Here is a 22,186-nt window from a genome sequence, read left to right on the forward strand (position 1 = left end):
TTTCCTATTCTAAATTCTGAATTTGCTCACGCATTTGTTCGATAAGCACTTTTAATTCCACCGCAGAAGCCGTGATATCCGCATTAATGGATTTAGACGCAAGGGTATTGGATTCACGATTCAATTCTTGCATCATAAAATCTAATTTACGACCAACTGCACCGCCTTTTTTCAAAATATTCGTGGTTTCTTTCACGTGCATTTGTAAACGATCGAGTTCTTCCGCCACATCAACACGTTGAGCGAGTAAAATCATTTCTTGTTCCACACGCTGTGGATCAAGATTAAGTTGAGCATCTTCAAAACGTTGCAATAACCGTTCACGCTGCCATTGTAAAACTGCTGGCATTTGTGATCGCACTTTATCCGCTTCTACTGCAATGGCATCTAAGCGTTGTTGAATAATATCGTTCAGTTTTTCCCCTTCACGACCACGCATTGCAATAAAATCGGTCAGTAAATCATCAAAGGCTGTCAATAAATCTTGACTAATCGCATCTAAATCTTGCTCTTGCGCTTCCACCACCCCCGGATAACGCAACACGTCTGTCAAATTAATTTCACCTTCTCCAGCTTGAGTTTTAATCCATTGCAAAGATTGAATGACTTGATTCGCAAGTTCTTTATTTAAATTCAATTCAGCATTTGTTTGTTTTTTTGTTTCAATACGCAAAGAACATTCAATTTTCCCGCGAGTAAGACTTTGACGAAGTTTCTCACGCAACGTGTTTTCTAATCCGCGAAATTGCTCGGGTAAACGGAAAAAGTTTTCTAAATAACGTTGATTGACGGAACGAATTTCCCATACCGCATCGCCCCAATCTTTTTTCACTTCAAGGCGTGCAAAAGCGGTCATACTGTAAATCATAAGCTCTCCTATTTTGTCTTAGCTTTGTCTTAGTTGATTCGCTAAGTATTGTAACGAGATGAACACAGAAAGGGAAAAGAAAATTAACACAATAAAAATCTAGAAAATTATACCTCTTAAGTAAACATTTTTGATAAATTTTAACGATAGTAAAAATGTACTAAAAACACAATTTTTTTCAAAAAAATTGCTTTTTTTAATTTTAAAGTGTATTTTTAAGGCAATATAAAATCTAATAACATTTGAGCGAGCATATACAATATGAATTTTATCTGCACTTACCATCATCACCACACCTGATTATCTTTCAGGCGTGATTGTATGTTTGGAAGATAATAAAATATCTTCCGAGTGTAATAAAAATCAGTGTAAAAGCAATAAATACCCCCTCGGAAGGCAATTTTCGAGGGGTTTTCTTTTATCTCAACTTTAAAATAGGAAAAACATTATGACAAACACAACAATGCAACCAAACCGCCTTCGTATTGCTTTGCAAAAAAAAGGGCGTTTAAGCCAGGATTGTGCCATATTACTTAAACAATGTGGCGTGAAAATTAATTGGAATGAACAACGTTTAATCGCTTATGCGGAAAATTTGCCGATTGAAATTCTTCGCGTACGTGATGATGATATTCCTGGATTGATTTTTGATGGCGTAGTGGATCTTGGGATTATTGGCGAAAATGTGTTAGAAGAGGAAGAGCTTGGTCGCCGTGCAGCAAATGAAACAGTTACATACAAAAAACTTCGCCAACTTGATTTTGGTGATTGTCGTCTATCACTTGCGGTTGATCGCGATTGTCATTATGAGAATGTGAAAGATCTTGCTAATAGGCGTATTGCAACTTCTTACCCGCATTTGCTCAAACGTTATATGAATGAGAATGGGGTGTCGTTTAAAAGTTGTTTATTAAATGGTTCAGTAGAAGTCGCACCTAGTGCGGGTATTGCTTATGCGATTTGCGATTTAGTATCATCAGGGGCAACGCTTGAAGCAAATGGCTTAAAAGAAGTGGACGTGATTTATCGTTCTAAAGCTTGTTTAATTCAGCGTGCTGAACCGCTTGAATCAACTAAACAAGCTCTTGTGGATAAACTACTCACTCGTATTCAAGGTGTACAGCAGGCAGCAGAAAGTAAATATATTATGCTCCACGCTCCGAAAGAAAAACTTGAAAAAATCACTGCGCTTTTACCTGGCGTTGAAAATCCGACCATTTTACCATTAGCCAGTGATACAACTCGGGTAGCAATGCACGTAGTGAGCCAAGAAAATTTATTTTGGGAAACAATGGAACAGTTAAAAGAGGCAGGAGCTAGTTCAATTTTAGTGTTACCAATTGAGAAGATGATGGAGTAAATGTAGTGCGAGCTTTGACTCGCCATTTAAATAATCAATATCTCAAAATGGTGGGTTATCATCCATTTTACGGATACAAAGGAAAATAAACAATGCAAACAATTATTTGGAATCATTTATCAGAAACTGAAAAACGCAAAGTCATTATGCGTCCAGTCCAACAAAATGGGGAAAACATTCAGCAGGCAGTTAATGCCATTCGTGAAAATGTGGCATACAATGGCGATCGGGCGTTATTTGAACTCTGTGAAAAATTTGATGGCGTGAAGTTAGATAAACTCATTGTTTCGGCAGATGAAATTCAAGCGGCAAGCAGTCGGATTTCTGTAAAACTTCGCAATGCGATTGAGCAAGCCAAAACGAACATTGAAGCCTTTCACAAAGCACAGCAAAATCAGGAAATTGACCTAGAGATCCAAGAAGGCGTGCGTTGCCAAGTTGTGACTCGTCCAATTTCTTGTGTAGGGCTTTATATTCCGGGTGGTTCAGCACCGCTGTTTTCCACCGTATTGATGTTAGCTATTCCTGCTAAAATTGCAGGTTGTAAAAAAATCGTGCTTTGTTCACCGCCACCGATCTCAGATGAAATTCTCTACACTGCTCATCTTTGCGGTGTGGAAACTATCTACGCTATAGGTGGTGCTCAAGCAGTTTTTGCGATGGCTCAAGGCACGGAAAGTGTGGCGAAAGTAGATAAAATTTTCGGACCTGGAAACGCATTTGTGACAGAAGCAAAACGTCAGGTAGCACAAAATAGTACGGCGATTGATATGCCAGCGGGACCTTCAGAAGTGTTAGTAATTGCAGATGAATCGGCAGATCCTGAATTTGTGGCAAGCGATTTACTCTCTCAAGCGGAACATGGGGCAGATAGCCAAGTGATTTTGGTGGCGACCTGTGAAACTCTGGCAAAAGAGACCGCACTTGCGATTGAACGCCAACTTGCTCTATTACCTCGTGCTGAAACCGCTCGAAAAGCGTTAAACCACAGCCGTATTTTTATAGCAGAAAGCCTTGAACAAGCGGTAGAAATTAGCAATGAATATGCCCCTGAACATTTAATTGTGCAAACAAAAAACGCCCGTAAATTATTACCATATTTAGATAACGCAGGCTCAATTTTCTTAGGTGCATATTCGCCTGAAAGTATGGGCGATTATGCCAGTGGCACAAACCACGTTTTGCCTACTTATGGTTACACCAAAACTTATTCTAGTCTAGGATTAGCTGATTTTAGTAAGCGAATGACAGTACAAGAACTCACACCAAAAGGTTTTAAAAACCTTGCTGAAACGGTGGAAGTGATGGCAGAAGCTGAGCAATTGGCAGCACATAAAATGGCAGTAAGTGTAAGATTGGCGAAACTCAATATCTAAGATATTAATTGTAGATCTAAGCACGACACGTAAGCAGTCAAATTTTCATACAACAATACGAAATATGTATGAATGATTACAATTCGCACATTTTACAATGGAAGAAAACAATAATGACAATCACAACTTTATCCCGACAAAATATACAAGCCTTAACGCCATATCAATCCGCTCGAAAACTCGGCGGCAATGGTACGATTTGGCTGAATGCAAATGAATATCCAACCTCGCCTGAATTTCAGCTTTCGGGTAAGGATTTAAACCGCTACCCCGAACCTCAGCCTCAAAGAGTGGTACAGGCTTATGCGAATTATGCGGGCGTTTCAACTGAAAATGTACTCGTTACTCGTGGCGGTGATGAAGGCATTGAATTGATAATCCACACTTTTTGCGAACCCAAACAAGATGCCATTTTATTCTGTCCTCCGACTTACGGAATGTATGCAGTGAGTGCTGAAACGGCAGGTGTGCTAAGTAAGACCGTGCCTTTAACTGACGATTTTCAGCTTAATTTGCCAGAAATCAAAAATCATCTTAATGATGTAAAAGTAGTCTTTGTATGCAGCCCAAATAATCCGACAGGTAATTTGCTCAAGCAATCAGATATACTCGATCTTTTGCAAATCACGGCAGGCAAAGCGATTGTGGTGGTGGACGAAGCCTATATTGAGTTCTGTCCTGAAGCAAGCGTTATTAATTTGCTTAAAAATTACCCGCACTTAGCAATTATCCGCACGCTCTCTAAAGCCTTTGCTTTAGCTGGATTGCGTTGTGGTTTTGTGTTAGCAAACCCTGAGCTAATTGACATCTTAAGTAAGGTAATCGCTCCATATCCTATCCCTGTGCCGAGTGCTGATCTTGCGGAACAAGCGTTAAGACCTGCGAACATCGCCACTGTTCAAGCTCTCACACAAGAACTTCTTTCCAATCGTCAATGGCTTGCTAAAGCTCTTTTAGTTTTACATCAAGTGGAAAAAGTGTATGAAAGTGAAGCTAATTATCTGTTGATCAAATGTCAAAACGGGCAAGCTGTGTTTAAGGCATTGTGGGAACAAGGAATTATTTTAAGAGACCAGAATAAGACATTGCATTTACAAAATTGTATTCGCATTACTGTGGGAACAAGGAATGAGTGTGAGAAAGTTGTTGAAGCAATTAAGGAGGTAAAATGAACCACCTCCTATTTAAGTCACAGAGCGATTCGAGATTATTTAGTTTTATACTGTTTGTATAAAGCAAATGATAAACCTCATACCATTCATATAACATACACGGAGAAAAATATGCAACCTACTCTTTTTATCGACCGAGACGGCACATTAATTGATGAACCAAAAACTGATTTCCAAATTGACAGTTTAGAGAAACTAAAATTAGAACCGAAAGTGATTCCCGCACTCCTCAGACTGAAAGCGAAATACCGTTTTGTGATAGTTTCTAATCAAGATGGGCTTGGTACGGATGCTTTTCCGCAAACAAATTTTGATAAGCCCCACAATGTAATGATGGCATTATTTGAATCTCAGGGCATTACCTTTGATGAAGTACTCATTTGCCCGCATAAGCCCGAAGAAAATTGTCTATGTCGCAAACCAAAAATTAAGTTGCTTGATCACTATATTCGTAAAAATTTATTCGATATTGACCGCTCTTTTGTCATTGGTGACCGAGAGACCGATGTGCAATTAGCAGAAAATCTAGGTATTCGAGCTATTCAATACGATCCACAGAAAATGAATTGGGATCTGATTGCAGAAAAATTGTTGGGGGAAACGGTCACAAACTGTGGCAAACGTCCGCCACGTTTTGCAGAAGTAATTCGTCAAACTAAAGAGACCGATATTAAAGTGCAGATTTGGCTAGATGAAGCTGGTGTAAATGAAATCAAAACTGGCGTTGGTTTTTTTGACCATATGCTCGATCAAATCGCCACACACGGTGGGTTTAGAATGAACGTGCAGTGTAAAGGCGATTTATGGATTGACGAACATCACACGGTGGAGGACACCGCTCTCGCCCTTGGACAAGCACTGAAACAAGCCATTGGTGACAAACGTGGTATTGCCCGTTTCGGCTTTGTGCTTCCAATGGACGAATGTAAAGCAGAATGTGCTTTAGATTTATCGGGCAGACCTTGGATCAAATTCAATGCCTGCTTTAAACGCGATAAAGTGGGCGATTTTAGTACGGAACTCACTGAACATTTCTTTCAATCTTTGGCATTTTCAATGCTTGCCACGATTCATTTAAATGTCACGGGTAATAACGATCATCATAAAATAGAGAGCTTATTTAAAGCCTTTGGGAGAACATTAAGACAGGCGATTCGGATTGAAGGAAATGAAATGCCAAGTTCAAAAGGAGTTTTATAGTTGAAAGAGCGGTTAATTTTTGTCGTATTTTTGCAAAATTCGACCGATTGTAAAAGGATAAAAAAATGACAAACATCACGATTATAGACACAGGTTGTGCCAACCTTTCTTCTGTAAAATTCGCCTTTGACCGATTAGGTTACAATACCGAGATCACTTTTGATCTCAATAAAATCAAATCTGCCGATAAGCTGATTTTACCTGGCGTAGGCACTGCAAATGCAGCAATGTATAATTTACAAGAACGTCAATTGATCGAAACCATTCAAAATCTAACTCAACCAGTGCTAGGAATTTGTTTGGGTATGCAGTTAATGACCGAATTTTCCGAAGAGGGTAATGTGCCGACCTTAAACCTAATAAGCGGAAAAACTAATCGAATTCCCGATACGGGTTTACCGTTACCTCAAATGGGATGGAATCGCGTGCAATTTGTAAAAAACTGTCCGTTATTTGATGGTATTGTGCAAAATAGTCACTTCTATTTTGTGCATAGTTATGCAGTTAGCCCGAATGAACATTCGGTGGCAATAAGCAATTATGGTGTGAATTTTTCTGCTGCGATAGCGAAAGAGAATTTTTACGGTGTACAATTTCATCCCGAACGTTCGGGTAAAAATGGTGCGTTGTTGCTAAAAAATTTTGTGGAAAAAGTACCGTTTTAATCACTAGATCATATAGTCATACAGGATCAAACACAATGAAACAATCTATTATTATCCCTGCTCTTGATCTTATCAATGGTCAAGTTGTGCGGTTACACCAAGGCGATTATGCCAAGCAAACTACCTATTCTGACAATCCAATTAAGCAATTTGATAATTATGTACGTCAAGGAGCAAAACAACTACATCTAGTCGATTTAACGGGAGCGAAAAATCCCCAGTCAAGACAAACCGCACTTATTGGAAAAATCGTTGAAGCAACACAATGTAAAGTACAAGTGGGAGGAGGCATTCGTACAGAGCAAGATGTGGCAGATTTATTGGCTGTGGGTGCGAATCGCGTGGTGATTGGTTCAACCGCCGTAACTCATCGTTCAATGGTGAAAAACTGGTTCATCAAATATGGTGCGGAAAAATTTGTTCTAGCATTAGACGTGAATATTAATGCAAGCGGTCAGAAAATCGTTGCGATTAGCGGTTGGCAGGAAGAAAGTGGTGTACTATTAGAAACGTTGATCGAAGATTTCCAAACCGTTGGCTTACAACAAGTTTTATGTACCGATATTTCACGCGATGGCACCTTGACAGGTTCAAATATTGGACTTTATCAAGAAATTTGTGAGAAATATCCACCTATTCAGTTTCAATCTTCTGGAGGGATTGGTTCACTGGCTGATATTGAGGCTCTAAAAGGCACAGGTGTGTCAGGTGTAATTGTAGGTCGCGCTTTATTAGAAGGAAAATTTACGCTTTCGGAGGCAATCAAATGTTGGCAAAACGGATAATTCCTTGTTTGGATGTACGTGATGGACAGGTGGTAAAAGGGGTACAATTCCGTAACCACGAAATTATTGGCGATATTGTGCCACTTGCTCAACGCTATGCGCAAGAAGGAGCTGATGAATTGGTATTTTATGATATTACGGCTTCATCAGACGGTCGTACCGTGGATAAAAGTTGGGTAGAACGAATCGCTCAGGTAATTGATATTCCGTTTTGCGTAGCAGGTGGGATTAAAACCATTGAAGATGCGGAAAAATTGTTTGCATTTGGGGCGGATAAAATTTCGATTAATTCCCCTGCTCTCGCTGATCCAACGCTCATTTCTCGCTTAGCAGATCGTTTTGGCGTACAAGCGATTGTAGTAGGTATTGATAGTTGGTTTGAACAGGAAACAGGTAAGTATTGGGTAAACCAATATACAGGCGATGAAACACGTACCCGACAAACTCATTGGCAGTTGTTAGATTGGGTAAAAGAAGTACAACAATGCGGTGCAGGAGAAATCGTGCTAAATATGATGAATCAAGATGGTTTACGAAACGGGTACGATTTAGCCCAGCTCAAGCTGGTGCGAGGAGTATGTAGAGTACCTCTAATTGCATCTGGCGGTGCGGGTAAAATGGTACATTTTCGTGATGCTTTTATTGAAGCAAAAGTAGATGGGGCATTAGCTGCCAGCGTATTCCATAAACAGATTATTGAAATTGGCGAGTTAAAATCCTACCTTGTGCAATCAGCCATCGAGATTCGGAGTGAATAATGAATATTACTAAAATAGACTGGCAAAAAGTTAATGGTCTTCTTCCTGTTATTATTCAAAATATAAGTACTCGTGAGGTACTAATGCTTGGCTATATGAATGAAGAAGCCCTTACAAAAACCATCAAAGAACGTAAAGTAACTTTCTTCTCTCGTACCAAACAACGATTATGGACAAAAGGAGAAATCTCGGGCAATTTTTTAAATGTGGAAGAAATGAGCTTAGATTGCGATAACGACACTTTGCTCATTTTAGTTGATCCCATTGGGGCAACTTGCCACACAGGTGAATACAGCTGCTTCCATCAATTTACCTCTCCACAATCAGAGAACAAGAAGCAACAATTTGCAAATTGGGCGTGGTTTATAAAATTAGAACAACATTTAAAAGAAAAGAAAAATGCAGATCCTTCTAATTCTTATACTGCAACATTACACGCAAAAGGTACCAAAAAAATCGCCCAAAAAGTGGGGGAAGAAGGTGTGGAAACTGCCTTGGCTGCGGTCGCACAAGATAAAGCGGAAGTCATTTCTGAAGCTACAGATTTGGTCTATCACTTAACCGTATTATTACACAATCAAGATCTTCAGTGGTACGAAATTATCGCAAAACTACAAGAACGCCATCAAGGGATTGGATTACATCCAGAAGGAGGAAATAAATAAGAAAATTGTCAGGCAATATTAAGTGAGCAATTAGAAGATTTGTTTGGGCAATTCAATATCATCGTAAAATACAGTGAAACTATGGTAATTAAATGTATTGATAAACAACAAAATTTAGGAAATATCATTTTATTCCTTCTTCTTAAGCAACAATATAGCAAGGAAGATAGTAAAAAATTCACAATTTATAAATTTTATTTACAGACTGTAAATTATACAATACAATTATCGTAAATTTTTTATTACATCATAAGGAAACAAAAATGAACAAAACTGTAGGCAGCACACTTCTTGTTGCTGGTACGATGATTGGCGCGGGAATGTTGGCTATGCCACTCACTTCCGCTGGCATTGGCTTCGGCTTTACTTTAGTCTTGTTATTGGGGCTTTGGGCATTATTAACTTTTAGCGCACTTTTATTCGTTGAACTCTATCAAACTGCGGAAAGTGATGCAGGTATCGGCACACTTGCAGAACAATATTTTGGTAAAACAGGACGCATTATTGCCACAGCCGTGCTAATTATTTTCTTATACGCATTAATTGCCGCTTATATCAGCGGTGGCGGTTCACTACTAAAAGATTTATTACCAGAAAGTTTTGGCGATAAAGTTAGCGTCTTATTATTTACCGTGATTTTCGGTTCATTTATTGTCATCGGCACACATAGCGTAGATAAAATTAATCGCGTGTTATTTTTCGTTATGCTTGCTGCCTTTGCCGTGGTGTTAAGCTTAATGTTGCCAGAAATCAAATTTGATAACTTAATGGCGACGCCAATTGATAAGGCTTTAATTATCTCTGCAAGCCCTGTATTTTTCACGGCGTTTGGTTTCCACGGTTCCATTCCAAGTTTAAATAAATACTTAGATGGCAATGTAAAAGCATTGCGCTTCTCTATTTTGGTCGGCTCTGCCATAACACTTTGTGCTTATATTCTATGGCAACTATCCACGCACGGCTTGCTTACACAAAATGAATTTTTACAAATCTTAAAAGAAGATGCGACTTTAAATGGCTTAGTAAAAGCAACCTTCGCCATCACTGGAAGCAATGTGATCGCAAGTGCGGTAAAATTATTTTCTACATTAGCACTTATCACTTCTTTCTTAGGTGTGGGATTAGGATTGTTAGAATGTATTGAAGATTTACTAAAACGTTCATTTAACGTTACAGCAGGCAGAATTTCACTTGGTTTACTGACTTTTATTCCACCACTTGTTTTTGCATTATTTTACCCAGAAGGTTTTATTTTAGCACTAGGCTACGCAGGTCAAATGTTTGCATTCTACGCCGTAGTATTGCCAGTTAGCCTTGTTTGGAAAGCTCGTCGTGCCCACGCTAATTTGCCATACAAAGTGTGGGGAGGAAATCTGACTTTAATTATCGTATTGGTATTAGGCGTGATCATTACATCCATTCCATTTGCGATTCGTGCGGGTTATTTACCCTTTGTTGTAGGTTAAAAACAAACTAAAAATTTACCGCACTTTTTATCTAAAAAAGAGTAAATATTATCCTAATTAATTTAGATAAAAATTTCAGACAAAACTTATCATTAATCTCATACAACAAAAAGGCTAAGTTCTAAAATTATAGAACTTAGCCCTTAAACTAAATGAAGTTCACTTCATCTATATTATACTTTCAATTATCGTCTTGTTTTCAATAGTTTTTCAGTGAGTTCATAAGCTCGAAGTTTTGCTAACTCTTTAGAAAGTTTTGCAACAAGTAAGTCGTGATCTGCATCAGATCCGCGAGATACTATATTTTCTTCTGCTTTACGTTTTGCTTCGTGAATACGATCTGCATCTAATTCACTACCTCGAATAGCAATATCTGCTAATACTGTCACAATATTTGGTTGAACTTCTAAAAAACCACCAGAAACATAGATAACTTCTTCATTCCCATCTTTAAGAGTAAATTTAACAATCCCAGGCTTAATTGCTGTTAGCAATGGCGTATGTCCGGGCAAAATACCAAGCTCCCCTTCCACACCAGTTACCTGAATTTGTTTTACTTCACCTTCAAAGATTTTCTGCTCTGCGCTTACTATTGTTAAATTAAATGTCGCCATTTTGTTCTCCTTCAAATGACTTGAAGTGATTACATATTTTTGGCTTTTTCTAACACTTCATCGATTGAACCAACCATATAGAACGCTTGTTCAGGAATATGGTCATATTCGCCATCTAAGATACCTTTGAAGCCACGGATGGTGTCTTTTAATGTCACGTATTTACCTGGTGAACCTGTGAAGACTTCTGCAACAAAGAATGGTTGTGATAAGAAACGTTCAATTTTACGTGCACGTGCTACCACTAGTTTATCTTCTTCAGATAATTCATCCATACCAAGAATTGCGATAATATCTTTCAATTCTTTATAACGTTGTAAAATACCTTGTACACCACGAGCAACATCATAATGTTCTTGACCAACAACAAGCGGGTCTAACTGACGTGAAGTTGAATCTAATGGATCAACTGCAGGGTAAATACCTAAAGATGCGATTTGACGACTTAATACAACAGTTGAGTCTAAATGTGCGAAAGTTGTTGCTGGAGATGGGTCAGTTAAGTCATCCGCTGGTACGTACACCGCTTGCACAGAAGTGATAGAACCTGTTTTGGTTGAAGTGATACGTTCTTGTAACACACCCATTTCTTCTGCCAATGTCGGTTGGTAACCTACCGCGGATGGCATACGACCTAATAACGCAGATACTTCCGTACCAGCAAGGGTATAACGATAGATATTATCCACAAAGAATAATACATCTCGACCTTCATCACGGAATTTTTCAGCCATAGTTAAACCAGTCAATGCAACACGTAAACGGTTACCTGGTGGCTCGTTCATTTGACCATAAACCAAAGATACTTTATCTAATACGTTAGAATCTTTCATTTCATGATAGAAGTCATTACCTTCACGAGTACGTTCGCCTACACCCGCAAATACAGAGTAACCTGAATGCTCAATCGCAATATTACGAATCAACTCCATCATATTTACGGTTTTACCTACACCTGCACCGCCGAATAAACCAACTTTACCACCTTTTGCGAATGGACAAATTAAGTCGATCACTTTGATACCAGTTTCTAATAATTCCGTACTGTTTGATTGTTCTTCATAGCTCGGTGCCGAACGGTGGATAGCCCAACGCTCTTCTTCACCAATTGCTCCTTGTTCGTCAATTGGTTCGCCCAACACATTCATAATACGACCAAGTGTTTTTGTGCCTACTGGTACTTGAATTGGGTTATTTGTGTTTTCTACTTTTAAGCCACGTTTTAAACCATCAGATGTACCCAATGCAATACAACGAACTACTCCGCCACCTAATTGTTGTTGCACCTCAAGTGTTAAACCTGATTCAACTTTTAATGCATCGTAAACTTTTGGCACCGCATCTTGTGGAAATTCAACATCAATCACCGCACCGATGATTTGTACAATTTTTCCTGCTGACATTACCGTTCCTCTTTTCTTAAATCGCCGCCGCACCGGCTACGATTTCATTCAATTCATTTGTGATACTTGCTTGACGAGCTTTGTTGTACACCAACCGCAGATCATTAATTAAATTACCTGCATTATCCGTTGCTGCTTTCATTGCTACCATTCGAGCCGCTTGTTCTGAAGCTAAATTATCTACAACCGCTTGATAAATTTGGGACTCTAAATAACGAACTAAAAGGCTATCTAAAAGTGCCTTTGGTTCTGGCTCATAAAGATAATCCCAAGTCTGTTGTCTTTCATTTAAATGATCGTCTTTAGATTCTGGTAAAGGAACTAACTGTTGCACAACAGGTTTTTGCGACATCGTATTAACAAATTTATTGTATGCAATATAAACTGCATCAATTTCACCATTACGATAAGCATCAAACATTGTATTTGCCACACCAATTAACTCTTCTAGAGCGGGCGTATCGCCTAAACCAGAAAGCTGACCTTTGATATTAAATCCAAAGGAACGGAAAAAACTAATCCCTTTTGAACCTATTAAGCCCAAATCTGTAGAAATATTTTGTTCTTTCCAATTTTTTATTTGGTTAAGTGTGGTTTTGAATAAATTAACATTTAACCCACCACACATCCCACGATCTGTTGAAATAACCAAGATACCGATTTTCTTCACTTCGCGCTCAACTAAGAACGGATGTTTATAACCGATACTTGCCTTAGACACATGACTAATAACGTTACGGATAGTTTCAGAATACGGACGAGATGCAGCCATACGATCCTGCGTTTTACGCATTTTCGAGGTTGCCACCATTTCCATTGCCTTAGTGATTTTTTGTGTACTTTGTACACTGGCAATTTTGGTTTTTATCTCTTTTGCACCTGCCATCTTATCTCTCCGTTACTACCAAGCACTATTCGCTTTAAAACCATCTAAAATACTTTTTAACGTATCTTTGATTTCATCATTATAGTTACCGGTTTTATTAAGCTCTTGCATAAATTCAGCGTGATTACGGTTAGAATAATCTAAAAGTGCGGTCTCAAAACTTGCAATTTTTGATAATTCCACGTCATCCAAATAACCAAATTCAACAGCAAACAATATAACCGCTTGTTCTGCAACAGATAATGGCGCGAATTGTTTTTGTTTTAATAATTCAGTTACTTTTTCACCGTGAGAAAGTTGCTTACGAGTCGCATCATCTAGATCTGATGCAAACTGTGCAAACGCTGCTAATTCACGATATTGAGCTAGTGCAGTACGAATACCACCCGCTAATTTCTTAATAACTTTAGTTTGCGCTGAACCACCAACACGAGATACCGAAATACCTGGGTTTACCGCAGGACGAATACCTGAGTTAAACAAGTTAGATTCTAAGAAAATCTGACCATCGGTAATAGAAATTACGTTGGTTGGAACAAACGCAGATACGTCACCAGCTTGGGTTTCAATAATCGGAAGTGCGGTTAAAGAACCTGTTTTCCCTTTTACTTCGCCTTTAGTGAATTTTTCTACATAATCTTCATTTACACGAGAAGCACGTTCTAGTAAACGAGAATGTAAATAGAACACATCACCTGGATAGGCTTCACGACCTGGTGGACGACGTAATAATAATGAAATTTGACGATAAGCTACGGCTTGTTTTGATAAATCATCATAAACAATTAACGCATCTTCGCCGCGATCACGGAAATATTCCCCCATCGCACAACCAGCATAAGGGGCTAAATATTGTAACGCTGCTGATTCAGATGCAGATGCAGCTACCACGATAGTATTTGCAAGCGCACCATGTTCTTCTAATTTACGCACGACGTTTGCAATAGTAGAGGCTTTTTGACCAATCGCAACATAGATACATTTAATACCTGAATTACGTTGATTAATAATAGCGTCAATTGCTAACGCAGTTTTACCCGTTTGACGGTCACCGATGATTAACTCACGCTGACCACGACCAATCGGTACCATGGAATCGACAGCTTTATAACCAGTTTGAACAGGTTGATCAACAGAACGACGATCGATAACACCTGGCGCAATCACTTCTACTGGTGAGAAATCATCATTTTCAATTTCGCCTTTACCATCGATTGGCTGACCAAGCGTATTAACTACACGACCTAATAAACCACGACCAACTGGTACTTCAAGAATACGACCTGTACATTGAACTTCCATACCTTCCGCTAAATCTGCGTAAGGCCCCATAACTACAGCACCAACAGAATCGCGTTCAAGGTTAAGTGCCATCGCATAACGATTACCTGGTAAGGCGATCATTTCACCTTGCATCACATCGCTTAAACCGTGGATGCGAATAATACCATCGCTTACAGAAACAATTGTCCCTGTATTACGCGCTTCACTGACCACGTCGAATTGAGCGATGCGTTTTTTAATCAATTCACTAATTTCAGTTGAATTTAGTTGCATCTTGTATTCCTCTTATAATTGCAACTCGTTTGCGAGACGAGTAAGTTGCCCACGGCTACTTCCGTCAATCACAAAGTCTTCAGTACGAACAATCACACCAGCAATAAGTGCGTTATCCACGTTGCAATTTAATTTCACTTTGCGAGCTAATCTTTTTTCCATTGCAGCTGCAATTTTTTCGATTTGTGTTGCATTCAATGGTTGCGCAGATGTTACTTCAACTTCTGCAATAGCTTGGTGTTCCTCTACGTGATGTTTAAATTCTTCAAACACCGCAGGAATAGCACTCAAACGCTTATTTTCAGCCATTAACCGAATAAGATTTTGCCCATATTGATCCAATTGTTCGCCACAAATAGAAATTACTGTATCAGCTAATTTCTGTGCAGAAAGAGAACTACTTAAGTAAGCTTTTACCGTTTCATCTTCAGCTACGGCAGCAGCAAAACCTAACATTTCAGTCCATTTTTCGACCGCACTTTGTTCAATGGCAAAGTCGAATGCAGCTTTTGCATAAGGGCGAGCTATTGTAGTTAATTCTGACATAAGCTAAGCCTCTTATAACTCTGCAACTAATTTATCAATAATGTCATTGTTTGCCGCTTCATCAATAGAACGACCCACAATTTTCTCAGCACCAGCCACAGCCAATGAAGCCACTTTAAGACGTAATTCTTCTTGAACACGTTTACGTTCTGATTCTACTTCTGCATAACCTTGAGCAATAATTTTTGCTTTTAGTTCTTCGGCTTCTGCCTTCACTTCGTCTAATACTTCATTGCGACGTTTATTCGCAGCATCTAAAATGTCTTGAGCTTGTAATTTTGCAGCTGAAAGTTCTTGTTCAACAAGATTTTTCGTATCTGCTTGCTCTTTTTTAGCTGCTTCAGCTGACGCTAAAGCGTTCGCAATTTGGCTTTGACGCGTTTCAATCGCATTAATAATTGGTGGCCAAACAAACTTCATGCAAAACCACACGAAAAGTGCGAATGCGATAAGTTGACCAATCAATGTTGCATTTAAATTCACAACGTCCTCCTTACTATGCTTGTTTTACGTTGATAAGCAAATAAGGTGATTAGTTTAATAAACCGATGAATGGGTTTGCGAAAATGAAAAGTAATGAAATACCAACAGCAATCATTGCAATCGCATCTAAAAGACCAGCTACGATAAACATTTTAGTTTGTAAGCTAGATGCTAATTCTGGTTGGCGAGCTGATGATTCTAAGAATTTACCACCTAGAATAGCAAAGCCAATTGCAGTACCTAATGCAGCAAATGCAAGAAGAATTGATGCACCGATGATTGTCGCTGTAATTACAGTTTCCATAATTTTCTCCAATAGAAGTTAAGTTTTAGCCCTAGAGCCGGTTAATAAAAAACGATTAATGATCTGCTTTGTTATAAGCAATACTTAAATAAACAACCGTCAACATCATAAAGATGAAAGCCTGCAAGGTAATAACCAAAATATGGAAAATAGCCCAAGCAAGATGTAACGGAATCCCTAATGCTGCAATGGCCATATTAGCGGAATACATTACAGCGATAAGAATAAAGATCAACTCCCCTGCATACATGTTACCGAACAAACGGAAAGCAAGTGAAATTGGTTTAGCCAATAAAGTCACCGTTTCAAGAATAAAATTAACAGGAATAAACGCCCAATGATTGAATGGATGAAGCGTATATTCTTTAACTAAACCTTTGAATCCTTTAGATTTTATTGTATAAAAAAGAATTAAAAAGAAAACACAAATGGACATACCCAAAGTTGCGCTAATATCTGCTGTCGGCACTGCACGAAGATAATGAATACCGAACAAACCTGCAAATTGAGGTAAGAAATCAACAGGAATTAAGTCGATAGCATTCATGATGAATACCCAACAGAAAATTGTTAATGCAAGTGGCGCAACTACGTTACGTGGACCATGAAAATTTTCTTTCACGATTCCATTAACCCATTCCACAACAATTTCAACTAAGCATTGCATTTTTCCTGGAACGCCAGTTGTTGCTTTTTTCCCTACTCGAGAAAAAACAAATAGGAAAATAACCGCAGCAAGAATAGAAAAGAACAACGTATCTATATGAACATTCCAAAATCCATCCCCTGTTTTGAGAAAGGATAAATGGTGGCTAATGTATTCCGATGTTGTTTGTCCAGACATAATCGATCCTTTGTTCTGAAGAAGAATAACCCAAAGTTAAATTTTATTGAGAATAAGTGGAATAATATTATTCAGCACTAATGCCAATAAAAAACCAACAAAAAACGCAATAAAATTGATAACGAATAACCATTTGATGGCAATAATGATAAAAACCATCGTTAAAATAAACTTTATTGCTTCAGCACGATAAAGTGCGGTCAGTTTTGTTGAAAAATTTTGTTTTCTGTAAAAAATGATAAATATAAATGTACAAAAAGGCAAAAAGGCACTTAAAAAACCGTAGCTAAAATCTACCGCACTTTGGCGTTGCCATCCATAAATAAGCAAATAAAAAACTACAAGCAAAAGACTCTCAATAACAATAGCTTTTCTGTAGTTTTTTTTAGCGTGAGATAAAATGCGCGACATCACTTTTACAAAATAATTTTAGCCCGCCGATTATACCTTTGCTGGCTTTAGATTCAACTTAAAAACACATAAAAAGTGTTATATAAATCACACTTTTAGAAAATAATTTATCTATTTGTTACTTTTTAACGTAAAACGATTAAATGTCGTTCGCCTATAAGTTCAGGAACAGATAATTCAATCACTTTTTGAATAGTATATTTTTTATTCAATTCATTAATTTCATCTTCCTGATAAATCCCTTTTAATGCATAAAAATATCCATTTTCTTTTGGTAAATGATGACACCAATCTGTCATATCTTTTAACGAAGCAAAAGCACGGCTTAATACACCATCAAATTTATCTTCAGGTTGATATTCTTCTACTCGACTTAAAACGGGGGTTACATTAGTTAGTCTAAGCTCACGTATAGCATTTCGAATAAAACTAATACGCTTACCTAAGCTATCAAGGAGGACAAATTGTTTGGAAGGATTAATAATTGCCAAAGGTAAACCAGGCAAACCAGGCCCTGTACCGACATCAATAAAACGATCACCTTGTAAATAAGGACTTACAACAAGACTATCTAAAATATGTTTAACTAACATTTCTTGTGGATCACGAACTGACGTCAAATTATAAGCTTTATTCCATTTATTGAGTAAATTGACCAGATTAATCAACTGCTGAATTTGTTGATCACTTATTTTTATATTTGCTTGCGCAAGTAAACTGACTAATTTGGCTTTCATATTTATTATCTCTTTGAAAAATTACGCTATTTTACTTAAAAGTGCGGTAAATTTCCTTAATGTTTTTAGTAATTTGATGAATTATTTACCGAATCAATGTCCAGTTTTACACCATAAATTGAATGCACCTCCGCATAATTCATTTCAAAGGCTTTAATTGCTTCTGTTCAAGAACCAAAGAATGAATGTTCGCTAAAAAATAAGTTTGTTCTGCTTCAGGAATGGAAAATGGCATTAACTTGAGTAAATCTTGATGAATAGCTAAAACTTGTGGAAAAATGACCGCACTTTGCATTTCTTCGAGCATTTCTGAATAAAGCGGAGAAACACAACCTCCTCGTTCTATTCGACCTAAGCTGCAAGCAATGTGTAGCAGCATAAAATCCACTTGAGGCGTATTCACATCAGCTTGCCAGTAATGAGCTAATCGATTTCGTAAACGAAATATCACATCAATAATAGATTGATTTATTTGCTTGCGAATTTTCCAACGTTCTAGTTGCTTAAATAACCGCATTTGTTTTTGTTAGTTCAAAATTTGTTCGCTAATTTACCGCACTTTACTGAAATAAAACAGTGCATAGATCACAGTTTTGTAGGAAAATGGTAAAAAAATTTGTAAGGATGTAAAAATGTTAGATTACGAGATCTTCAATCCATATGAAGGATTGATTTTTGATATGGATGGAACTTTAATTGATACCATGCCCGTGCATGCGCAGGCTTGGACAATGGTGGGAAAGAAATTTGGCTATGAATTTGATTTTCAAATTATGTATAACTTCGGCGGGGCGACGGTTCGAACTATCGCGGGGGAAATGATGAAAGCGGCGAATATGCCACTAGATCGAATTGAGGATGTGCTGGCTGCAAAACGTGAGTTGTCTTATCAACTTATTCCGACTCAATCAAAGTTATTGCCAACCTTTGAAATTGTTAAATCCTTCCATCAGAAAAAGCCGATTGCTTTAGGTTCTGGCTCACACCGTAAAATTATTGATATGTTGATGGATAAACTGGCTATCGCACCTTACTTTAATGCCATTGTCAGTGCAGATGATGTAAAAGAACATAAACCACATCCAGAAACTTTTTTACGCTGTGCGGAGTTAATTCAAGCAAATCCAAGTCGTTGTATCGTATTTGAAGATGCGGATTTAGGCGTGCAAGCAGGATTAAGTGCGGGAATGGATGTGTTTGATGTTCGCACACGAGAAATTATTTCGCCAAGATAATGGATATTTTTTCATTTTTTAGTGCTGATTTTTGGCAGGCTAATAGCTTATGCTTTATGTTTATCAGCGCGTTTTTGAGTGCAACAGTATTACCAGGTAATTCAGAAGTTATATTTGTTGCGCTTGCTGTACCTAAATTAATGTTAGGTTCTTTATTTAACGCAGATATATTAGCTCTAATATTGATTGCAACCGCTGGAAATAGCTTAGGAAGTTTAACCACTTACGGAATTGGACGATGGATGCCAAAATTCGATCCCAAAAATTACCGCACTTTATGGGCAATAAATCAGCTACGGCGTTATGGGGCGATTGTTTTACTTTTGAGCTGGCTGCCTGTAGTTGGCGATTTATTTTGTGCCATAGCTGGTTGGTTAAGATTAAATTTTGTAACGAGTAGTCTCTTTATCTTTCTGGGAAAAATGGTTCGTTATGTTGCGTTATTGTTTTTGAGTACACCATTCTTATTATAAAATGAGCAAGAAAAAACCCCACAATAAATGTGGGGCAAATAACCTAAGGAACCAATTTTATTAAAACAACTGCAAGTTGCTTGTTCTATAAGACAATGAACCTTACTATAAAGTTCATTAAAATTTGTAAAAAATAAATATTTATTCAATTATTTCTTAACCAACTGATTTATAAGGAAAATTTATGCCATTACTTGATAGTTTTAAAGTGGATCACACAAAAATGAACGCACCTGCAGTACGCATTGCAAAAACGATGTGCACGCCAAAAGGCGATAATATTACTGTTTTTGATTTACGTTTTTGTATTCCAAACAAAGAAATTCTTTCCCCAAAAGGCATTCATACACTTGAACATTTATTTGCTGGATTTATGCGCGATCATTTAAATGGCGATAGCATAGAAATTATTGATATTTCTCCGATGGGATGTCGCACGGGATTTTATATGTCTTTGATTGGCACACCAAATGAACAGGAAGTGTCTGAGGCTTGGTTAGCTTCAATGCAAGATGTTTTAGGTGTACAAGATCAAGCTTCTATTCCCGAATTAAATATCTATCAATGCGGAAGCTATACGGAACATTCCTTAGAAGATGCACACGAAATTGCCAAAAATGTTATCGCACGCGGTATAGGTGTAAATAAAAATGAAGATTTGTCACTCGATAATTCCTTATTAAAATAGGAAGACGCTTGATTAACCTAAAAAAGTTAGTAGTAAAAAACGCATTTTATGATCTACACCCCAAAAATTGACTAAATAACCAACTAAGGTGTAGATTTTTTATGACCAAATACAACACTCTTTTCAAACAACAAGTCATCGAATTTGATCTTCAAAATGGTAAAAATCGTTCACTTACCCGCAGGTATTTTCAACTTGCCTAAATAACACTAAAACGTTGGATTAACCAATTAATCATAGTTAAATCAATAGATTATCCGTACTTAGTAAGAAGCAAAATTACTTACCTGAATTTAAACTTAACATAATACAAGCGGTTAAAAATGGGCAATTTTCTGCAGAAGCCGCATATTTACATTTTGGCATTACCAATTCAGGCGTTGTTAATCAATGGCTGCAAGCCTTTGAAAAACAAGGTATAAACGGCTTAATCCTCAAACCTAAAAGTCGTCCAATCATGAAACCGAAATACCCTAAGATGCCACCTAAACCGAAAACATGAGGGGAAGAACTAGAATTGGAAAATTTACTACGTGCGGAGAACGCAATTCTAAAAAAGTTGCAAGAACTCAACCAACAAAAAAGACTTGAAGACGCAAAACCCAATTTTACATTCCGACCAAGGTTGGCTGTATCAAATGGTCGGTTATCAGGCGATTTTACGAGAGAATAGCATTCAGCAGAATATGTCAAGGAAAGGAAATTATTTAGATAACAATGCGATGGAAAACTTCTTTGGACGATTAAAAACTGAATGTTATTACGACAAACGATTTGAGACGTTCAAACAACTGAAAAAACAACTCATGAGTATATTCATTATTACAACCATGATCACATTCAGGGAAACTAAAAGGGCTGAGCCCTGTGAATGACAGAACTCAGTCCTTGAACTAAATCAATCTAACTTTTTGGGGGAAGATAAATCCCAACTTGCGGTCAATTAATAGCTTGAATTGATTAACACTTCTTCGCCATAGCCGCCTAAAGTTGGCATTGGTTGATAAGTAGAGTTTGCGGCACGCATTAAACGAATACCACGAACACCTGCTTCTTTAGCTGCTAGTACATCATCATCGCTGTCGCCATAGTGAATACTCACTTTATGTGAAATGATTGCAGGCGTTTTGTTATATTTTGTTGTACGTTCACGGCTGCCCATAAATTCAACTGGGTGCATATTCTTAATATTGAACGTTTTTTCTAAAATTGGGGTTACACCATCCACTTTGCCAGCAGTACGGCCAGTGAAAAAGTAAACTTGGTCGCCACGTGCTTGGTGCATATTAATTAAATCTATGGCAATTTGTTTAGGAATAGAATATTTATCGCAACCTGCATTTACTTCATTCCAGAAATCTTGGTTTTTCAAATAATCGTGTTTACCTGGTGAGAATTTTTGTTGTCCGTGGTAAAAGCAAGGGCTACTGAAAAGCACGGTATCATCAATATCAAAGCTTACATTAATTGGTGCTTTACCTTCTAAACTTTGTTTGATTTGATCAACACTAATCCAATGAATTGCTTGCTCTTGTAACATTTCACGAGCATTAGTGCCAGATTGAGTATAAGGTTCTGTTTTGCCTGCCATCGCTGGAACTGCAGCTGCAGTTAAAAGTGCGATGACAGATAATTTTATGCCGTTTTTCATTGCCTTTCCTCACAAACGTTGATTTAAAAACCGCTCAGA

At 37.7% G+C, this 22,186-nt stretch carries 26 protein-coding genes, 1 pseudogene and 1 other annotated feature; of the genes and pseudogenes, 14 read left to right on the top strand and 13 right to left on the bottom strand.

Going from position 1 to position 22,186, the window contains the following annotated elements; genetic code table 11:
• Window positions 1-4: 4 nt before the first annotated feature.
• The gene (locus tag HMPREF2644_RS08530) at window positions 5-868 is read right to left on the bottom strand and encodes a YicC/YloC family endoribonuclease (protein WP_011272075.1); all 864 of its coding nucleotides are present in this window, start codon (window positions 866-868) and stop codon (window positions 5-7) included.
• A 281-nt stretch (window positions 869-1,149) separates the two neighbouring features.
• Window positions 1,150-1,287: a sequence feature (His leader region), on the top strand.
• Window positions 1,288-1,316: 29 nt separating this feature from the next.
• Here HMPREF2644_RS08530 and hisG point away from each other — a divergent pair.
• The 9 genes from hisG (at window position 1,317) to HMPREF2644_RS08580 (ending at window position 10,315) form a co-directional block, all read left to right on the top strand.
• On the top strand, window positions 1,317-2,228 hold the full coding sequence (gene hisG, locus HMPREF2644_RS08540; protein WP_005656529.1) for an ATP phosphoribosyltransferase: 912 nt from the start codon (window positions 1,317-1,319) through the stop codon (window positions 2,226-2,228).
• Between the two features lie 92 nt (window positions 2,229-2,320).
• Window positions 2,321-3,604: a histidinol dehydrogenase gene (hisD, locus tag HMPREF2644_RS08545; RefSeq protein WP_011272076.1), complete on the top strand. Its 1,284-nt coding sequence runs from the start codon at window positions 2,321-2,323 to the stop codon at window positions 3,602-3,604.
• A 113-nt stretch (window positions 3,605-3,717) separates the two neighbouring features.
• Window positions 3,718-4,776 carry a histidinol-phosphate transaminase gene (gene hisC, locus HMPREF2644_RS08550; RefSeq protein WP_005686956.1) on the top strand — a complete coding sequence of 353 codons (1,059 nt, stop codon included), beginning with the start codon at window positions 3,718-3,720 and terminating at the stop codon, window positions 4,774-4,776.
• A 111-nt stretch (window positions 4,777-4,887) separates the two neighbouring features.
• A complete protein-coding gene (gene hisB, locus HMPREF2644_RS08555; RefSeq protein WP_011272078.1) occupies window positions 4,888-5,976 on the top strand; it encodes a bifunctional histidinol-phosphatase/imidazoleglycerol-phosphate dehydratase HisB in 1,089 nt (362 codons plus the stop codon).
• Window positions 5,977-6,041: 65 nt separating this feature from the next.
• Window positions 6,042-6,641 (top strand): imidazole glycerol phosphate synthase subunit HisH, encoded by a 600-nt coding sequence (hisH, locus tag HMPREF2644_RS08560; RefSeq protein WP_005649382.1) that lies wholly within the window; start codon window positions 6,042-6,044, stop codon window positions 6,639-6,641.
• Window positions 6,642-6,676: 35 nt separating this feature from the next.
• Window positions 6,677-7,426, top strand: coding sequence for a 1-(5-phosphoribosyl)-5-[(5-phosphoribosylamino)methylideneamino]imidazole-4-carboxamide isomerase (gene hisA, locus HMPREF2644_RS08565; RefSeq protein ID WP_005649383.1), 750 nt, complete (start codon window positions 6,677-6,679; stop codon window positions 7,424-7,426).
• The gene (gene hisF, locus HMPREF2644_RS08570) at window positions 7,408-8,184 is read left to right on the top strand and encodes an imidazole glycerol phosphate synthase subunit HisF (protein WP_005693688.1); all 777 of its coding nucleotides are present in this window, start codon (window positions 7,408-7,410) and stop codon (window positions 8,182-8,184) included. The genes hisA and hisF overlap by 19 nt, the downstream gene beginning before the upstream one ends.
• A complete protein-coding gene (hisIE, locus tag HMPREF2644_RS08575) occupies window positions 8,184-8,849 on the top strand; it encodes a bifunctional phosphoribosyl-AMP cyclohydrolase/phosphoribosyl-ATP diphosphatase HisIE (RefSeq protein WP_005649391.1) in 666 nt (221 codons plus the stop codon). Before hisF ends, hisIE begins: the two co-directional genes overlap by 1 nt.
• 263 nt (window positions 8,850-9,112) lie before the next feature.
• Window positions 9,113-10,315, top strand: a complete 1,203-nt coding sequence (locus HMPREF2644_RS08580; RefSeq protein WP_011272079.1) for an aromatic amino acid transporter — start codon at window positions 9,113-9,115, stop codon at window positions 10,313-10,315.
• Window positions 10,316-10,500: 185 nt separating this feature from the next.
• On the opposite strand, the gene HMPREF2644_RS08585 is transcribed toward HMPREF2644_RS08580, so the two are convergent.
• The 11 genes from HMPREF2644_RS08585 to HMPREF2644_RS08635 all read right to left on the bottom strand — a co-directional run bounded on the left by HMPREF2644_RS08585 (window position 10,501) and on the right by HMPREF2644_RS08635 (window position 18,617).
• Entirely contained in the window at window positions 10,501-10,929 is a 429-nt protein-coding gene (locus HMPREF2644_RS08585) for a F0F1 ATP synthase subunit epsilon (protein WP_005649396.1), read from the bottom strand.
• A gap of 29 nt (window positions 10,930-10,958) precedes the next feature.
• Window positions 10,959-12,332, bottom strand: coding sequence for a F0F1 ATP synthase subunit beta (gene atpD, locus HMPREF2644_RS08590; protein ID WP_005649402.1), 1,374 nt, complete (start codon window positions 12,330-12,332; stop codon window positions 10,959-10,961).
• 16 nt (window positions 12,333-12,348) lie between these two features.
• Window positions 12,349-13,218 (bottom strand): F0F1 ATP synthase subunit gamma, encoded by an 870-nt coding sequence (gene atpG / locus HMPREF2644_RS08595; protein ID WP_032824011.1) that lies wholly within the window; start codon window positions 13,216-13,218, stop codon window positions 12,349-12,351.
• Window positions 13,219-13,233: 15 nt separating this feature from the next.
• Window positions 13,234-14,775 carry a F0F1 ATP synthase subunit alpha gene (gene atpA, locus HMPREF2644_RS08600; RefSeq protein ID WP_038440564.1) on the bottom strand — a complete coding sequence of 514 codons (1,542 nt, stop codon included), beginning with the start codon at window positions 14,773-14,775 and terminating at the stop codon, window positions 13,234-13,236.
• Between the two features lie 12 nt (window positions 14,776-14,787).
• Window positions 14,788-15,321, bottom strand: coding sequence for a F0F1 ATP synthase subunit delta (gene atpH / locus HMPREF2644_RS08605; protein ID WP_005642563.1), 534 nt, complete (start codon window positions 15,319-15,321; stop codon window positions 14,788-14,790).
• Between the two features lie 12 nt (window positions 15,322-15,333).
• Window positions 15,334-15,804, bottom strand: coding sequence for a F0F1 ATP synthase subunit B (gene atpF, locus HMPREF2644_RS08610; protein ID WP_005666460.1), 471 nt, complete (start codon window positions 15,802-15,804; stop codon window positions 15,334-15,336).
• A gap of 49 nt (window positions 15,805-15,853) precedes the next feature.
• Window positions 15,854-16,108 carry a F0F1 ATP synthase subunit C gene (atpE, locus tag HMPREF2644_RS08615; protein WP_005652035.1) on the bottom strand — a complete coding sequence of 85 codons (255 nt, stop codon included), beginning with the start codon at window positions 16,106-16,108 and terminating at the stop codon, window positions 15,854-15,856.
• 55 nt (window positions 16,109-16,163) lie between these two features.
• Complete coding sequence (gene atpB, locus HMPREF2644_RS08620; protein WP_005629251.1) at window positions 16,164-16,952, bottom strand: F0F1 ATP synthase subunit A; 789 nt, start codon at window positions 16,950-16,952, stop codon at window positions 16,164-16,166.
• Between the two features lie 36 nt (window positions 16,953-16,988).
• On the bottom strand, window positions 16,989-17,363 hold the full coding sequence (locus HMPREF2644_RS08625; protein ID WP_005659757.1) for an ATP synthase subunit I: 375 nt from the start codon (window positions 17,361-17,363) through the stop codon (window positions 16,989-16,991).
• Between the two features lie 125 nt (window positions 17,364-17,488).
• Window positions 17,489-18,100 carry a 16S rRNA (guanine(527)-N(7))-methyltransferase RsmG gene (gene rsmG / locus HMPREF2644_RS08630; RefSeq protein ID WP_005652031.1) on the bottom strand — a complete coding sequence of 204 codons (612 nt, stop codon included), beginning with the start codon at window positions 18,098-18,100 and terminating at the stop codon, window positions 17,489-17,491.
• Window positions 18,101-18,239: 139 nt separating this feature from the next.
• Window positions 18,240-18,617: a PRD domain-containing protein gene (locus HMPREF2644_RS08635; RefSeq protein WP_005652029.1), complete on the bottom strand. Its 378-nt coding sequence runs from the start codon at window positions 18,615-18,617 to the stop codon at window positions 18,240-18,242.
• Window positions 18,618-18,732: 115 nt separating this feature from the next.
• Between HMPREF2644_RS08635 and HMPREF2644_RS08640 the strand changes: the two genes are divergently transcribed.
• The 5 genes and pseudogenes from HMPREF2644_RS08640 to HMPREF2644_RS09540 all read left to right on the top strand — a co-directional run.
• Window positions 18,733-19,335: a beta-phosphoglucomutase family hydrolase gene (locus tag HMPREF2644_RS08640; protein WP_005652027.1), complete on the top strand. Its 603-nt coding sequence runs from the start codon at window positions 18,733-18,735 to the stop codon at window positions 19,333-19,335.
• Window positions 19,335-19,808, top strand: coding sequence for a YqaA family protein (locus HMPREF2644_RS08645; RefSeq protein ID WP_011272084.1), 474 nt, complete (start codon window positions 19,335-19,337; stop codon window positions 19,806-19,808). Before HMPREF2644_RS08640 ends, HMPREF2644_RS08645 begins: the two co-directional genes overlap by 1 nt.
• A gap of 184 nt (window positions 19,809-19,992) precedes the next feature.
• A complete protein-coding gene (luxS, locus tag HMPREF2644_RS08650) occupies window positions 19,993-20,496 on the top strand; it encodes an S-ribosylhomocysteine lyase (protein WP_011272085.1) in 504 nt (167 codons plus the stop codon).
• 307 nt (window positions 20,497-20,803) lie between these two features.
• Window positions 20,804-20,998: a helix-turn-helix domain containing protein gene (locus HMPREF2644_RS09535; RefSeq protein WP_239498732.1), complete on the top strand. Its 195-nt coding sequence runs from the start codon at window positions 20,804-20,806 to the stop codon at window positions 20,996-20,998.
• A 94-nt stretch (window positions 20,999-21,092) separates the two neighbouring features.
• Window positions 21,093-21,393, top strand: a pseudogene (locus HMPREF2644_RS09540) (IS3 family transposase); the annotation flags it as partial.
• Between the two features lie 46 nt (window positions 21,394-21,439).
• On the opposite strand, the gene aphA reads toward HMPREF2644_RS09540, so the two are convergent.
• The gene (aphA, locus tag HMPREF2644_RS08665) at window positions 21,440-22,147 is read right to left on the bottom strand and encodes an acid phosphatase AphA (protein WP_005652021.1); all 708 of its coding nucleotides are present in this window, start codon (window positions 22,145-22,147) and stop codon (window positions 21,440-21,442) included.
• Between the last annotated feature and the right edge of the window lie 39 nt (window positions 22,148-22,186).

The organism is Haemophilus sp. HMSC071C11, from assembly GCF_001837655.1.
Classification (GTDB): Bacteria; Pseudomonadota; Gammaproteobacteria; order Enterobacterales; family Pasteurellaceae; genus Haemophilus; species Haemophilus influenzae.

Excerpts from the sequence above, each read along its gene's own strand:
- HMPREF2644_RS08530 (WP_011272075.1), bottom strand. The coding sequence starts at position 868 with ATGATTTACAGTATGACCGCTTTTGCACGCCTTGAAGTGAAAAAAGAT.
- hisG (WP_005656529.1), top strand. The coding sequence starts at position 1,317 with ATGACAAACACAACAATGCAACCAAACCGCCTTCGTATTGCTTTGCAA.
- hisD (WP_011272076.1), top strand. The coding sequence starts at position 2,321 with ATGCAAACAATTATTTGGAATCATTTATCAGAAACTGAAAAACGCAAA.
- hisC (WP_005686956.1), top strand. The coding sequence starts at position 3,718 with ATGACAATCACAACTTTATCCCGACAAAATATACAAGCCTTAACGCCA.
- hisB (WP_011272078.1), top strand. The coding sequence starts at position 4,888 with ATGCAACCTACTCTTTTTATCGACCGAGACGGCACATTAATTGATGAA.
- hisH (WP_005649382.1), top strand. The coding sequence starts at position 6,042 with ATGACAAACATCACGATTATAGACACAGGTTGTGCCAACCTTTCTTCT.
- hisA (WP_005649383.1), top strand. The coding sequence starts at position 6,677 with ATGAAACAATCTATTATTATCCCTGCTCTTGATCTTATCAATGGTCAA.
- hisF (WP_005693688.1), top strand. The coding sequence starts at position 7,408 with ATGTTGGCAAAACGGATAATTCCTTGTTTGGATGTACGTGATGGACAG.
- hisIE (WP_005649391.1), top strand. The coding sequence starts at position 8,184 with ATGAATATTACTAAAATAGACTGGCAAAAAGTTAATGGTCTTCTTCCT.
- HMPREF2644_RS08580 (WP_011272079.1), top strand. The coding sequence starts at position 9,113 with ATGAACAAAACTGTAGGCAGCACACTTCTTGTTGCTGGTACGATGATT.
- HMPREF2644_RS08585 (WP_005649396.1), bottom strand. The coding sequence starts at position 10,929 with ATGGCGACATTTAATTTAACAATAGTAAGCGCAGAGCAGAAAATCTTT.
- atpD (WP_005649402.1), bottom strand. The coding sequence starts at position 12,332 with ATGTCAGCAGGAAAAATTGTACAAATCATCGGTGCGGTGATTGATGTT.
- atpG (WP_032824011.1), bottom strand. The coding sequence starts at position 13,218 with ATGGCAGGTGCAAAAGAGATAAAAACCAAAATTGCCAGTGTACAAAGT.
- atpA (WP_038440564.1), bottom strand. The coding sequence starts at position 14,775 with ATGCAACTAAATTCAACTGAAATTAGTGAATTGATTAAAAAACGCATC.
- atpH (WP_005642563.1), bottom strand. The coding sequence starts at position 15,321 with ATGTCAGAATTAACTACAATAGCTCGCCCTTATGCAAAAGCTGCATTC.
- atpE (WP_005652035.1), bottom strand. The coding sequence starts at position 16,108 with ATGGAAACTGTAATTACAGCGACAATCATCGGTGCATCAATTCTTCTT.
- atpB (WP_005629251.1), bottom strand. The coding sequence starts at position 16,952 with ATGTCTGGACAAACAACATCGGAATACATTAGCCACCATTTATCCTTT.
- HMPREF2644_RS08625 (WP_005659757.1), bottom strand. The coding sequence starts at position 17,363 with ATGTCGCGCATTTTATCTCACGCTAAAAAAAACTACAGAAAAGCTATT.
- rsmG (WP_005652031.1), bottom strand. The coding sequence starts at position 18,100 with ATGAAAGCCAAATTAGTCAGTTTACTTGCGCAAGCAAATATAAAAATA.
- HMPREF2644_RS08635 (WP_005652029.1), bottom strand. The coding sequence starts at position 18,617 with ATGCGGTTATTTAAGCAACTAGAACGTTGGAAAATTCGCAAGCAAATA.
- HMPREF2644_RS08640 (WP_005652027.1), top strand. The coding sequence starts at position 18,733 with ATGTTAGATTACGAGATCTTCAATCCATATGAAGGATTGATTTTTGAT.
- HMPREF2644_RS08645 (WP_011272084.1), top strand. The coding sequence starts at position 19,335 with ATGGATATTTTTTCATTTTTTAGTGCTGATTTTTGGCAGGCTAATAGC.
- luxS (WP_011272085.1), top strand. The coding sequence starts at position 19,993 with ATGCCATTACTTGATAGTTTTAAAGTGGATCACACAAAAATGAACGCA.
- aphA (WP_005652021.1), bottom strand. The coding sequence starts at position 22,147 with ATGAAAAACGGCATAAAATTATCTGTCATCGCACTTTTAACTGCAGCT.